The 14,012-nt window shown below is 60.8% G+C and carries 9 protein-coding genes; 3 read left to right on the top strand and 6 right to left on the bottom strand.

The features are described 5' to 3' along the window. Window positions 1-45: 45 nt before the first annotated feature. The 4 genes from JAB1_RS18440 to JAB1_RS18425 all read right to left on the bottom strand — a co-directional run bounded on the left by JAB1_RS18440 (window position 46) and on the right by JAB1_RS18425 (window position 6,106). Window positions 46-702 (bottom strand): energy transducer TonB, encoded by a 657-nt coding sequence (locus tag JAB1_RS18440; RefSeq protein WP_034785244.1) that lies wholly within the window; start codon window positions 700-702, stop codon window positions 46-48. 539 nt (window positions 703-1,241) lie between these two features. Further along, window positions 1,242-2,843 carry a SpoVR family protein gene (locus JAB1_RS18435; RefSeq protein WP_070281321.1) on the bottom strand — a complete coding sequence of 534 codons (1,602 nt, stop codon included), beginning with the start codon at window positions 2,841-2,843 and terminating at the stop codon, window positions 1,242-1,244. Beyond that, window positions 2,843-4,111, bottom strand: coding sequence for a YeaH/YhbH family protein (locus JAB1_RS18430; protein WP_034785247.1), 1,269 nt, complete (start codon window positions 4,109-4,111; stop codon window positions 2,843-2,845). The genes JAB1_RS18435 and JAB1_RS18430 overlap by 1 nt, the downstream gene beginning before the upstream one ends. 72 nt (window positions 4,112-4,183) lie before the next feature. Beyond that, window positions 4,184-6,106 (bottom strand): PrkA family serine protein kinase, encoded by a 1,923-nt coding sequence (locus JAB1_RS18425; RefSeq protein ID WP_034785249.1) that lies wholly within the window; start codon window positions 6,104-6,106, stop codon window positions 4,184-4,186. A 597-nt stretch (window positions 6,107-6,703) separates the two neighbouring features. Here JAB1_RS18425 and JAB1_RS18420 point away from each other — a divergent pair. Together JAB1_RS18420 and JAB1_RS18415 are read left to right on the top strand one after the other, a co-directional pair. Then, a complete protein-coding gene (locus tag JAB1_RS18420) occupies window positions 6,704-7,735 on the top strand; it encodes an adenosine deaminase (RefSeq protein ID WP_070281320.1) in 1,032 nt (343 codons plus the stop codon). A 24-nt stretch (window positions 7,736-7,759) separates the two neighbouring features. Beyond that, on the top strand, window positions 7,760-10,291 hold the full coding sequence (locus JAB1_RS18415) for an FtsX-like permease family protein (protein ID WP_070281319.1): 2,532 nt from the start codon (window positions 7,760-7,762) through the stop codon (window positions 10,289-10,291). Between the two features lie 2 nt (window positions 10,292-10,293). On the opposite strand, the gene JAB1_RS18410 is transcribed toward JAB1_RS18415, so the two are convergent. Both JAB1_RS18410 and JAB1_RS18405 read right to left on the bottom strand, forming a co-directional pair. After that, entirely contained in the window at window positions 10,294-11,301 is a 1,008-nt protein-coding gene (locus JAB1_RS18410; RefSeq protein ID WP_070253702.1) for a response regulator, read from the bottom strand. A 3-nt stretch (window positions 11,302-11,304) separates the two neighbouring features. Next, window positions 11,305-12,603 (bottom strand): HAMP domain-containing sensor histidine kinase, encoded by a 1,299-nt coding sequence (locus JAB1_RS18405; protein ID WP_070281318.1) that lies wholly within the window; start codon window positions 12,601-12,603, stop codon window positions 11,305-11,307. A 152-nt stretch (window positions 12,604-12,755) separates the two neighbouring features. Here JAB1_RS18405 and cqsA point away from each other — a divergent pair, with 152 nt between their 5' ends. Then, window positions 12,756-14,003, top strand: coding sequence for an alpha-hydroxyketone-type quorum-sensing autoinducer synthase (gene cqsA, locus JAB1_RS18400; protein ID WP_070281317.1), 1,248 nt, complete (start codon window positions 12,756-12,758; stop codon window positions 14,001-14,003). The last annotated feature ends 9 nt before the right edge of the window (window positions 14,004-14,012 follow it).

The following is a 14,012-nucleotide window of genomic DNA, read 5'->3' as shown; positions in this document are numbered from 1 at the left end:
GACAACGAAATCATAGTGTGAGACAGGGGATAACTGTCTCGGGTTTTAATCCAGCGACCAAACGTATTGCATTTGCTGCCAGCCTTGTTCCGGCTTGCCGTCAACTGTTGCCGGCTTAAATGTACAGCGGCTAATACCTTGCACCGCGGCTTTGTCCAGGTCTCTGAAGCCGCTGGACTTCACGATCTTCGAATCAGCGACCTTGCCGTCTACACCGATCAGGAACGACAGTGTCACCACACCGGTTTCCTCATTGCGCTGCGACGACTTTGGATAAGCCGGTTTTTCGCAGACACTGAAGTCAACCACGGCCGGTGTACGCACCGATTTGGCTGGTCCAGGAGTTGGCGCAGGCTGTGCAGGCGGTGCTGGCGGTGCCAATACATTCGTGGCTGGCTTCACAGCAGTCGTATTTGCAATCACGTTCTGTTGTGGCGGCGGCTGCTGCACGTTCACCTCGACTGGCGGAATGAATGGCGGCGGTGGCGCCTTCATTTCTGGCGGCGGTGGTGGCGGTGGAAGATCCTTCGGTGGAGGCGGTTTGACTTCCTCGATAATCTTGGTTTCAACCGGTTCCATCATTTTGGTAACTAACCGCTTGCCCAAGCCCGTCGCGATCCCGTAAGCCGCGAGAACGTGCAGCAGGACAACGACAGTTATGCCTGTGTAGTTCTTGGGACTTTTCTCGTTCGAAAAATTCATGCCTGCTTTCTCCAAATACCATCTCTTGTCTTGCAACTGAACCCCAAAATGACGACACAAAGCTCCAGCCGTATCCGGGACGTCGCCGAATTATACATACGAATTCTTTATTTTACACAGATTTTTAACGCCTAAAACCGGTTAAATTTTTGGCGCTTTTGCGCCCTGAAAACGTACTTGCTTATGTCATCTTTGCACGCTTTCGGACAGAAAAAAAGGCGGTCTTATCGGTTTTTTACAGCCGTTTTGGACGACCGCTGCTAAGTTCTCCGATGTGCCTATATGGCGGAATTATATTTCGTGATATCCAATATGGAAACTGCTAAATTTGGAGAAAAATCTTTCTTTATGGAAATGTTTTGGCTCTGAACCAGACCACTTAGCCTTCGGTGCGCACCAAACGGGTGCGGAACGCACTTCACCCAGGTCAAAAAAGGCGCTCCTGGAGGCCTATTTGAGGCCGTCAGGCCATACTGAATTCCTATACGGGCATAGGAAGCGCTTATATTCTTGCTATTGATTATTATCAACAAAACATTTCATGGCCGGGCAACCGGGTCATCGCGCCGGTTGCGCTTCTCGCGCCGGCAATTCAGGGTGCCCAGGACCACGCCCTGGGGATCGACCGTATCGAGGTGTACATCGAAGCCCCACAGCCGCGCCACATGCTTGAGCACCTCGGCTGCCTGCTGGTTCAGCGGGCGGCGCTGGAATTGCGTGTGGCGCAGGGTCAAGGCGCGGTCGTCGCGCGTATTCACGGACCACACCTGGATGTTCGGCTCGCGGTTGCCCAGGTTGTATTGCTCGGCCAGCTGCTGGCGCACGTAGCGGTAGCCGGCATCGTCATGGATGGCGGAAATGGCCAGTTTTTCATTCTTGTCGTCGTCAAGCACGGCAAAGAAGTGGAATTCGCGGATCAGCCGCGGCGACAAATACTGGGCAATGAAGCTTTCATCCTTGAAATTGCGCATGGCAAAGTCCAGGCTCTTGCGCCAGTCGCTGCCGGCCATGTCGGGAAACCAGGCGCGGTCTTCGTCCGTCGGGTGCTCGCAGATGCGGCGGATGTCGCTCATCATGGCAAATCCCAGCGCATACGGGTTGATGCCGCTGTAATACGGGCTGTCGATGGGCGGCTGGTAGACCACATTGGTATGGCTTTTCAGGAATTCCATCATGAAGCCGTCACCCACCACGCCTTCGTCATACAGCTGGTTCAATATCGTGTAATGCCAGAAGGTGGCCCAGCCCTCGTTCATGACCTGGGTTTGCCGTTGCGGGTAGAAGTACTGGGAAATCTTGCGCACGATGCGCACCATCTCGCGCTGCCATGGTTCCAGCAGCGGCGCGTACTTCTCTATAAAGTACAGCAGGTTTTCCTCGGGTTCGGGCGGAAAGCGGGGGGCGGCCTTGCGCTGGTCTTCCTCGTCCTCGTCATCCTCGCGCCGGGGCAGGGTACGCCACAGCTGGTTGATCTGCGACTGCACATAGGCTTCGCGCTCTTTCTGGCGCGCATATTCCTTCGCCATCGACAGTTTCGCCGGGCGCTTGTAGCGGTCCACGCCATAGTTCTGGATGGCGTGGCACGAGTCGAGCAGCAATTCCACGGCATCGACGCCATGGCGCTGTTCGCATTCGGCGATGTAATTCTTGGCAAACACCATATAGTCGATGATGGCGTCCGCATCCGTCCAGGCGCGGAACAGGTAATTGCCCTTGAAGAAGGAATTGTGGCCGTAGGCCGCATGCGCGATCACCAGCGACTGCATGGTCAGGCTGTTTTCCTCCATGAGATAGGCGATGCAGGGGTTGGAGTTGATGACGATCTCGTAGGCGAGGCCCATCTGGCCGCGCTTGTAGCTTTTCTCGGTAGACAGAAAGTGCTTGCCGAAAGACCAGTGGTTGTAGGAGACGGGCATGCCCACCGAGGTATAGGCGTCCATCATCTGTTCGGCCGTGATGATTTCCAGCTGGTTTGGATAGGTGTCGAGGCCAAACTGTTTTGCTACGCGGCGGATTTCCTCGTGGATTTGCTCGATCAGCTCGAACGTCCATTCCGACTGCTCGGGCAGGGCGTTCGGGTGGCGCAGGCGCACGAACGGTTCGCCCGGGGTGTTGCTGGCGCGGTCAAAGGCTGCACTCATCATTTCACCTGTTTCTTGAACAGTTCGCGGAAGACCGGGTAGATATCGGCCGGCGTGACGATCTTTTGCATGGCGAAATGGGCGTGATGGTCGAGCACGCCCGCGTATTGCTCCCACAGGTTTTGCTGCGGGCCATCCGTGATCTCGACATAGGTGTAGTACTGCACCTTGGGCATGATGGTGTTGATCAGCAACTGGCGGCACAGCACGGAATCGTTGTCCCAGTTGTCGCCATCGGATGCCTGCGCCACATAGCTGTTCCATTGCCCGGCGCCATAGCGCTCGTCGATGATGGTGTTGAGCAAGTGCAGGGCGGAGGATACGACGGTGCCGCCCGACTCGCGCGAATTGAAGAATTCATGCTCGTCCACTTCGGCCGCCGCCGTATGGTGACGGATGAAGACGACTTCGATCTTGTCGTAGACGCGCTTGAGGAATAGATATAACAGGATGAAGAAGCGCTTGGCCGTGTCCTTGCGCGATTCGTCCATGGAGCCGGACACGTCCATGATGCAGAACATGACGGCTTGCGTCATCGGCTTGGGCACCTTGACGCGGTTGCTGTAGCGCAAGTCGAACGGGTCGATGAAGGGAATGGCCAGCAGGCGCGTGTGCAGGTGGTGGATCAGGCGGCGCAGTTCCGTCACCAGCGGGTCGCTGTCGGGCGCGCCTTCGTGCAGCAGTTCGGCCAGGTCTTCCTCGGCCTGCGCCAGCTGCTTGCGGGCGCCGCCGCCGACGGCGATGCGCCGCCCCAGCGCGCCGCGCAAGGAACGCAGCACATGGATGTTCGATGGCGTGCCCGACATATTGTAGCCGGCGCGCTGGTTCTTGAATTCCGTGGTGGCCGTCAGCTGGGTTTTCACCATATGCGGCAATTCCAGGTCTTCGAAGAAATAATTCATGAATTCTTCGCGCGACAATTCAAAGATGAAATCGTCTTCCGTCGTCTCGTCGCTATTGCCCGCCTTGCCCCGCCCGCCGCCACCGCCGCCTTTCGGCCGGGCGATCTGGTCGCCTTTCAGGTATTCCTTGTTGCCGGGATTGACCACTTCCCATACGCCGCCATGCGCGTGGCCGAACGATGGTTCGCCCACGTCCTTGACGGGGATGCTGACCTTCTCGCCATTCTCGACGTCCGTGATCGAGCGCCCTTTGATGGCACGCCCCACGGCATCCTTGATCTGGCCCTTGTAACGCCGCAGGAAACGCTCGCGGTTGACGGCGGATTTATTCTTGCTTTGCAAGCGCCTGTCGATGAGATATGTCAAAGGGTGCCTCCTTGCCTCTCGTCTCGCGCGCCCCGCCATCCATCGGGCGGGAGCGCGCCTTCGCTGTCCGCGCTATGACGACTTGCGTACGCGCAAGTACCATTCGCATAACAGGCGTACCTGCTTGGCCGTATAGCCTTTTTCCACCATGCGGGCCACGAAGTCGGCGTGCTTGTTGGCATCGTCGGCGCTGGCCTTGGCATTGAAGGAAATCACGGGCAGCAATTCCTCCGTATTCGAAAACATTTTCTTTTCAATCACGGTGCGGAACTTTTCATAACTGGTCCAGGCGGGATTCTTGCCGCCGTTCGAGGCCCGCGCGCGCAAGCCGAAGTTCACGATTTCATTGCGGAAATCCTTCGGATTGGAAATGCCCGCCGGCTTCTCGATCTTTTCCAGTTCATTGTTCAGCGATTCGCGGTCGAAACTTTCGCCCGTGTCCGGATCGCGGTATTCCTGGTCCTGTATCCAGAAATCGGCAAACGTCACATAGCGGTCGAAGATGTTCTGTCCGTATTCCGAATAGCTTTCCAGGTAAGCCGTCTGGATCTCCTTGCCGATGAATTCCACATAGCGCTGCGCCAGGTGCTCCTTGATATAGGAGAAGTAGCGCTGCTCGAGTTCCGGCGCGAACTGCTCGCGCTCGACCTGCTGTTCCAGTACATATAATAGATGCACGGGATTGGCGGCCACTTCGGAATTGTCAAAGTTGAACACTTTCGACAGGATCTTGAAGGCAAAGCGCGTCGACAAGCCGTTCATGCCTTCATCCACGCCCGCGTAATCGACGTATTCATGCATGGACTTGGCTTTCGGATCCGTATCCTTGAGGTTCTCGCCATCGTAGACGAGCATCTTCGAAAAGATGCTGGAGTTTTCCGGGTCTTTCAGGCGCGACAGGATGGCGAACTGCGCCATCATGCGCAGGGTGCCGGGCGCGCATGGGGCCTTGACCAGCGAGGAATTGGCCACCAGCTTGTCGTAGATCTTGATTTCATCGGAGACGCGCAGGCAGTACGGCACCTTGACTATATAGATACGGTCAAGAAACGCCTCGTTGTTGCGGTTGTTCTTGAAGGTCTTCCATTCCGACTCATTCGAGTGGGCCAGGATGATGCCGTCGAACGGAATCGCGCCGAAGCCTTCCGTGCCCTTGTAATTGCCTTCCTGCGTGGCCGTCAGCAGCGGGTGCAAGACCTTGATGGGCGCCTTGAACATTTCCACGAATTCCATCAGGCCCTGGTTGGCCAGGCACAGGCCGCCCGAATAGCTGTAGGCGTCCGGGTCGTCCTGCGCATAGTCTTCCAGCTTGCGGATGTCGACCTTGCCCACCAGCGAGGAAATATCCTGGTTGTTTTCATCGCCCGGCTCCGTTTTCGAGATGGCGATCTGTTTCAGCACGGACGGATAGCGCTTGACGACGCGGAACTGGTTGATATCGCCATTGTATTCATGCAGGCGCTTCACGGCCCACGGGCTGGGGATGTTGCGCAGGTAGCGGCGCGGGATGCCGTAATCCTCTTCCAGGATGGTGCCGTCTTCTTCCTCGTTGAACAGGCCCAGCGGCGATTCGTTGACGGGCGAACCTTTCAGGCAATAGAAGGGCACATGCTCCATCAGCGACTTGAGCTTTTCCGCGATGGACGATTTGCCGCCGCCGACAGGCCCCAGCAGATACAGGATCTGTTTGCGTTCTTCCAGGCCTTGCGCCGCGTGGCGGAAATACGAGACGACTTGCTCGATGACTTCCTCGGTGCCGTAGAACTCGCGGAAGGCGGGATAGATCTTGATGATCTTGTTGGCGAAGATGCGCGACAATCGCGTGTCGTTGCGCGTGTCGACCAGTTGCGGCTCGCCGATGGCGGCCAGCATGCGTTCGGGCGCGCTGGCATAGGTCAGCTTGTCCTTCTTGCACAGGGCCAGGTATTCGGTGAGCGACATTTCCTCTTCGCGGGTGCGCTCGTAGCGTGCTGCATAGTTATCAAAAATGGTCATGTCAATGTCCTTTAATGTAAACCTGTACTGCCAGTCACCATGGCCGCCCGCCTGGCACTCGCCTGGGCTTGCCGTCTGAACTTTTCCTGTACCCCGTATCGATTTTTATTGTTGTTTCAAGCCCGGCTGTCTTTGCGAGTCCGGATTGCCCGGACCAAAAAACTGGCGCTTGATGCCGTGTGCTGACGTAGCCAGCCGGCTTTTTTTTCACTGTTGATAGCGCTTGTTGCACCTACCTTTACCCCATGAAATTTATTATTGCTCTAAAGGATCAGGAAGTCAAAAGATATGTCAGCATATCCTTAATACTTGTTTGTAAATTGTTGATTTAATTGGATAAATCATCAGATTTTCCATCAATTTCAATGAACCTTTTTGTACCTTTTAAATCATCATACGACAATTCGCCAGCGCGTGCCGGAGCCGGCCATGGCGCTGCCGCGGCCTGCGCCATGGCGGCCGGGCGCCGGTGAGGCTGGCCATCTTGCGCTAAGATGCCTGCATGTCTGATGGCCCTGCGCGCCGCGCGTGCGTCTTCCGCGCCGCGCCCGGCGCGTGCGAGCCAGCATTTTTATCGTCACCCTATAAGGAACACCCATGATGAACCCTCAATTGCGCGCGATCGTCCGCGGCATGCCGAAGGCCGAACTGCATATCCATATCGAAGGCTCGCTGGAGCCAGAACTGATTTTCGCACTGGCAGAGCGCAATGGCGTGCCGCTGGGCTATGAATCGGTGGAACACTTGCGCAGCGCCTATGCTTTTACGGATTTGCAGTCTTTTCTCGACATTTATTACGCTGGCGCAAGCGTGCTCTTGAAAGAGCAGGATTTCTATGACATGACGCAAGCCTACCTGCGCCGCGCCGAAGCCGATAACGTGCTGCACACGGAAATCTTCTTCGACCCGCAAACCCACACGGCGCGCGGCGTGGCCATGGCTGATGTGATCAACGGCATCCACCGCGCCTGCCAGGACAGTCCCGTCAGCGCGGCCCTGATCCTGTGCTTCCTGCGCCACCTGAGCGAGGAAGAAGCGTTCGAGACCCTGGAAGACGCGCTGCCGCACCGCGACAAATTCATCGGCATCGGTCTCGATTCGTCGGAAGTGGGCAACCCGCCCGAGAAATTCTCGCGCGTGTTTGCCCGTTGCCGCGAGCTGGGCCTGCACCTGGTGGCCCACGCGGGCGAGGAAGGTCCGCCAGCCTACATCCGCACGGCGCTCGACGACTTGCAGGTCGAACGCATCGACCATGGCGTGCGCTGCCTGGAAGACGCGGAACTGACGGCCCGCCTGGCGCGCGAACAGGTCGCCTTGACGGTCTGCCCGCTGTCGAACACCAAGCTGCGCGTGTTCGACCAGATGCATGACCACAACCTGGTGCAACTGCTCGACGCGGGCCTGCTGGTGACGGTGAACTCGGACGATCCCGCGTATTTCGGCGGCTATATGAACGACAATTTCGACGCCATCTTCGACGCCCTGCCGCTGGGCCTGTCCCACGCGCAACGCCTGGCGCGCAACGGTTTCATCGCCGCCTTCCTGCCGCAAGCGCAGAAAGACGCCTTCCTCGCTACCGTCGATGCGTATTTCGCCCAGCACGCGGCCGCCCACGGCAGCGCGCAATAACATCTTCATAAAGACCCGCCGCCCATGTTCCGCCTCTCCCTGAAAATGACCGGCCGCGACTGGCGCGCCGGGCAACTGCGTTTCCTGCTCGTTGCGCTGATCGTCGCCGTGGCGGCCCTGTCGGCCGTGGGTTTCTTCGTCGACCGCCTGCGGGCGGGCCTGAACCGCGACGCGCACCAGCTGCTGGGGGCCGACCTGGTCATCAGCGCCGACCAGCCCGTCAATGCCGCATGGCGCGCGGAAGCGCAGAAGCGTGGCTTCCTCCTGGCCGACACGGTGACGTTTCCCAGCATGGCGCAGGCGGGCGAGGGCGAACAGTCGCTGTCGCAGCTGGCGTCCATCAAGGCCGTCTCGCCCGGCTACCCGCAGCGGGGCAAGCTGAAAATCACGACCAAACCGAGCGAGGCGCAGGATGCCGTGGGACGGCCAACCGACCAGGTGCCGGCGCCCGGCACCCTGTGGGTCGATGCGGCCATCCTGTCCAGCCTGAACGCCAGGCTGGGCGACACCCTGACCCTGGGCGACAAGGCATTTACGGTCACGCAACTGATCGCCAGCGAGCCGGACCGCGGCGCCTCCTTCCTCAATTTCGCGCCGCGCGTGATGCTGCCCCTCAGCGATCTTGCCGCCACGGCGCTGGTGCAGAACGGTTCGCGCGTGTCATACCGGCTGCTGCTGTCGGCTCCACCCGCCAAGGCGGCCGAGCTTGCGCAATATCAAACCTGGCTGGAAAGCCAGATCAAGACGCAGGCCATCAAGGGCGTGCGCATCGAGTCGCTGGAATCGGGCAGTCCGCAGATGCAGTCGACCCTGGACCGCGCCGACCGTTTCCTGTCGCTCGTCGGCTTGCTGTCGGCCATGCTGGCGGCCGTCGCCGTGGCCATGGCGGCGCGCCGCTTCATGCTGCGCCACCTGGATGCGTGCGCCATGCTGCGTTGCCTGGGCTTGACGCAAAACCAGGTCACGGCCATGTACGTGATCGAATTCCTGCTCGTTGGCCTGGCCGGCAGCGTGGTCGGCGTGATGGTGGGCTTCGGCGGTCACCTGGTATTGCTGGAGCTGTTGGGAAAACTGGTGCAGAGCGACTTGCCGCCCGTCTCGATGCTGCCCGCACTGCAGGGTGTGGCCACCGGCATGCTGTTGCTGCTGGGCTTTGCCCTGCCGCCGATTTTGCAGTTGCGCAATGTTCCCCATAACCGCGTGATCCGCCGCGAACAGGAGCCGCCGCAGGCGCTGGCCGTGGCCACCTACGGCCTGGGCATCGCCGCCTTCGTCGTGCTGCTATTGTGGCAGGCGGGCGACGTGAAACTGGCGCTGCTGACGGCGGCCGGCTTCCTCGGCGGCTTCTCCCTGTTCGGCCTGGCCGGCTGGCTGGGCATCCGCTCGCTGAAAACCCTGCGCGGCGCCTTCAATCACCAGGGCTGGCGTTTTGCCGTCACTTCCCTGCAGCGCCGCCCGGGCGCCACCGTCATCCAGGTGGTGTCGCTGGCGCTGGGCCTGATGGCCTTGCTGCTGCTGACGGTGGTGCGCGGCGACTTGATGGTGGCCTGGCGCAACGCCACGCCGCCGGACGCGCCGAACCGCTTCATGATCAATATCCTGCCGGAACAGAAAGACCCGATCGCCGCGCGCCTGGCCCAGGCCGGCGTGGCCAACGCGCCCTTGTATCCGATGATACGCGGGCGTTTGGTGGCCGTGAATGGCAACGCCATCACGGAAACCACCTACGAGGACGACCGGGCCAAGGGCCTGGCCGACCGCGAATTCAACCTGTCGACGATGGCCACGATGCAGGAAGAAAACAAGCTGGTCGCCGGCAAGTGGTTCGGCAATGGGCCCGGTGCGCCGGCCGAGGCATCGGTGGAGGAGGGCATCGCCAAGACATTGAAACTGAAACTGGGCGACAAGCTGCGCTTCGACATCGCCGGCCAGCCCGTGGAAGCGGCCATTACCAGCTTGCGCAAGCTGGAATGGGGCTCGATGCGCGTCAATTTCTTTGTCATCATCAATCCGGCCGCCATGGCGGATACGCCGCAGACGTGGATCACGGCCTTTCACCTGCCGCCCGCGCAGGCGGACCTGGGTAATGCCTTGCTGCGCGATTATCCGAACCTGACGGTGGTCGACGTGGGCGGCGTGCTCAAGCAGATCCAGGGCGTGCTGGACCAGGTAGTGACGGCCGTCGAATTCCTGTTTGCCTTCACGCTGGCCTCGGGCTTGCTGGTGCTGTATGCGGCCCTGATGGGATCGCAGGACGAGCGCACGCGCGAAGCGGGACTGCTGCGCGCGCTGGGCGCCACGCGGCGCCAGCTGGCGCAGGCCCAGTTGATCGAGTTTTCCCTCGTCGGCGCCCTGGCCGGCTTGCTGGCGGCATCGGGCGCGGCCGCCATGGGCTGGGCGCTGGCCACGTACCAGTTCAAGTTCGCCTGGAGCTTCGCGCCCGGCGTGTGGGCCTTTGGTTTGCTGGCCGGCGCCCTGTGCGCGATTGCCGGCGGCTGGCTGGGCTTGCGTAACGTGCTCAAGCATCCGCCCCTGCAGACCTTGCGGGAAGGCTAGTCTTAAGCGCTGACGCTATCGCCTGCGCCCGCCCGCAGAAATTGCGCGTAGGACATCACCGGCTGCCCCAGCTGGTGTGCCGGCACGTCGAACAGGGCCCAGAAATACGTCATGCGGCCCAGGCAGATGGTGGGCGCGGCGCAGTAGCGGAACCAGTTTTCGCCGATCTGCGCCGCGTACATGCCGTCGCTGTCGGCGTCGGAAAAGTAGGGAATCACGCGCATTTCCAGCAGGGCCAGCAGCAGTGACTCGGGCGCGTCGCTGTCGCGCGCCATTTCGTACTGCGTGTGCAGGCTGCGTTCCGTTTCGATGATCATCAGCTTGGCGTGGCCTTCGCGCGTGAAGAACAGGATGCCGCTGGGATTGGGGAAAATATAGTATTCGACAAAACCATGGCGCTGGCACAGCTCGTGCACGACGGCGGCCAGCGCCTCGTCTTGCAGGAAACTGTAGTCGTGCAGCATCAGCAAGTCGCGCACGGTTTCCGATTGCTGCAGGAAGAACTCGCGCTGCAGGGCAACGATTTCCTGTTCCAGGATGTCGAGCGCATCGTCGTCGCTCTTCTTGATGTAGCGGTCGATCAAGCCCCGGTTGAAGGCCGTCACGGCCACTTTTTCATCGGCCGCGCCCGTAAATAGAATCTTCTTGCACGGCAAGTCGCGCACGGCCTGGCAAAATTCCAGACCATTCATCTGCGGCATCGAATAATCGACCACCAGCACGGAGGGCACGGCAAAGCGCTGCGCCTGGCCGCTGATGCGCCAGATGCGCTCGATGTCGAGCGCCACGTTGCACTGGTCGGGCGGCAGGTTTTGCGTGTCGAAGTTGACGTGCAGCGGCGTTTCGCCCGGCTGCGCGCTCTGGCGCAACCAGTGCAGGGCGCTGCTGGTGTCGTGGAAGGTCTTGCGCGCCAGGCCGGGATCGAGCTGGAACGCCAGGCTTTTCAGGAAGGAATCGCTGTCGTCGATCAATACGGTCAGGGTCGGATGGGTGTAGACGGGCAGTTGCATGCGTCACCTTGCGGGGGAAGAGGGTTGGAAGCGGGCAGGCACGGGCTGGGGGAATTCCAGGATGAAAATCGCATAGGCGTGCTCGCGCGACACGCAGCGGATGCGCGCCTGCCAGGCGGTGGCGATCTGCCGGCACAGGGCCAGGCCGATGCCGCTGCCGTTATGGACGGGATAGGAGTAAAAACGCTCGAAGATCAGCGGCAGGCGGTTCTTCGCGATGCCGCAGCCCGTGTCGATGAACAGCAGCCTGGGCACGGGGCGGGCGCCGTCGATGATGATGCGCACGCGTCCCTTGCCTGCCCGCTGGATGGCTTTCAGCGCGTTTCTCAGCAGGTTCAGCAGGATCACCACGCACAGTTCGTCCTGGCCGGCGAACTGGAAGTCGGCACGCACGTCCACCTTGACGCTGCTGCGCTGGCTGTTGCTGGTAAATGGGTAGCGCTTGAGCACGGAGTTCACCATCTCCAGCATCGATAGCGCCTGGCTAGGCTGGAGGTTGCGGTTCACGGCACTGGCGCTCATCAGGAACAGATCGATCATGTGATGCATGTGGCGCACTTCGAACTGGATGCGCGACAGGGCTTCCTGCAACGGGGGCATGTCGTCCGCCTGGTCGGCCAGCTGCGGCAGCAGCCGGCGCATGCCCCGCACATTGGCTTCCACGCTGGTCAGCGGCGTGCGCAGCTCGTGCGCCACGGAACCGAGCCCGGCCGCCAGGCCTGCCAGCCGTTCCAGTTCCAGCACCTTGCTGCCCACTTTCACCACGGACAGCGCGGCAATGGTGAACCAGTGCACGGGCAGTTGCTGCAGCACTTCACGTTGCAGCAGGAGGCCGCCTTCCCCCTGCAGGATGACGGCGAGGCAGGCGGCGCTGGTGCCGATCAGGTAGGCACAGCACGCCAGTTTCGTTTCGAAATGAAACAGCACGACCAGGCCGATCAGCAGCGATTCGCTCCAGATGGACGACGCATGGTTCATCAGAAACATGAAAGTAAAGAAGAAGGGCAGGATGTAGCTGAGCGCGAACAGCAGGTAACGCGACAGCCAGCGGACCGAGAAGCGGCGGGCAAACAGGCCAGCCATGCAGATGCCCACGCCCGTCAGGCGCAGGGTCAGGTTTTCATAGGCTTGCGGAAAAAAGTAATGCCACAGCAGGTAGTACAGCGGCATCGCCACCGTGCCCACGGCGGCCAGCATGGCGACCCGGCCGGCCAGGTCCTCATGCGGCACGCGCTCATGCAGCAGCGAATGGAGCAGGCGCCTGCGCCAGTGTGTCCATCGTCCTCGCAATTGCTGCGTCATGACTCTGCCTAGATTCTCTTTAGAACATTATCATCGCGTAAATTTTCCTGGTTGAACGGTTATCTCGTCGGACATTGATATACGTCAATGGATGGGTTTGCAACACGGTCAAGGCTTTAATTTGCAGCAAACCTTTCCCTAGGAGAAAAACCATGACCATCGCTACCAGCGTGCATACCCCATCTTTCGCCCGTGCCGAACACTGCCTGCCCGACTACATCGTGCGGCGCATGGATGCGCATCACATCACGCGCATCGAAAAACTGCTGGGCGGCCAGCATCCCCATGCCTGGCAACCAACCCCCGCCCATGCTATTTTCCTGGCGGGCAATGACTACCTGTCCATCGCCGCCGAGCCGACGCTGGTGGCGGCGCAGGTGGCATCCCTGCAGGCGCATGCGGGCGGCATGCTGATGTCGGCCGTGTACTTGCAGGAAGGCAGCGAACAGCACCGGCTGGAAAGCCGGCTGGCCCGCTTCATGGGCTGCGAGGATGGCATCCTGGCGCAGTCCGGCATGGCGGCCAACGTCGGCTTGCTGCAGTGTATCGCCGGCCCCGGCATTCCCGTCTACCTGGACATGCAGGCTCACGCGTCGCTGTGGGAAGGCGTGCTGTCGGCCCAGGCCCAGGCCGTGCCCTTCCTGCACAACGACATGACGCACCTGCGACGGCAGGTGGCAAAGCATGGCCGTGGCGTGATTGTCGTCGATGCCCTGTACAGCACCAACGGCAGCCTGGCGCCGCTGCTGGAGCTGCTCGATATCGCCGAGCGCAGCGACTGCGTGGTGGTGGTCGACGAGTCGCATTCGCTGGGCACGCACGGCCCGCAGGGCGCGGGCCTGGTGGAAGCCTGGGGACTGGGCCACCGCGTGCATTTCCGCACGGCATCGCTGGCCAAGGCCTTCGCGGGCCGGGCCGGTTTCATCAGCTGTTCCAGCCGCTTCAAGGGGTATTTCTTGTCCGAATCACGCCCCGCCATCTTCAGTTCCTGCCTGCTGGCGCATGAGCTGGCGTGGCTGGGCGCGGCGCTCGATTTCATCATGGCCGCCGACGAGCGCCGCGCCACCCTGCGGCGCCACACGCTGCAGGTGCGCGACGGCTTGCGCGAGCTGGGCTACAACGTCAGCGATGGCACGGAGCAGATCGTGGCGCTGGAGGCGGGCGGCGAACCGGCCACCCTGGCCCTGCGCCAGGCGCTGGAACGGCACGGCATTTACGGCGCCATGTTTTGTGCCCCGGCTACGGCGAAGAACCGCGCCATCGTGCGCCTGACCCTGAATGCGGGCTTGCGCGAGGATGAGTGCGCAAGAGTGCTGGCCGCCTGCGCCGCCATCCGCGACGAAACGGGCGTGGAACACTGGCAGTCGACGCGGCGCCTGCGCAAGCTGGCGCTCGTGTAAGGGCGATGC

The sequence above is a fragment of the Janthinobacterium sp. MP5059B genome, assembly GCF_001758645.1.
Lineage (GTDB): Bacteria > Pseudomonadota > Gammaproteobacteria > Burkholderiales > Burkholderiaceae_D > Janthinobacterium > Janthinobacterium lividum.
The sequence above is the reverse complement of the archived record's forward strand: the minus strand, read 5'-3'. Positions and strand labels throughout refer to the sequence as shown.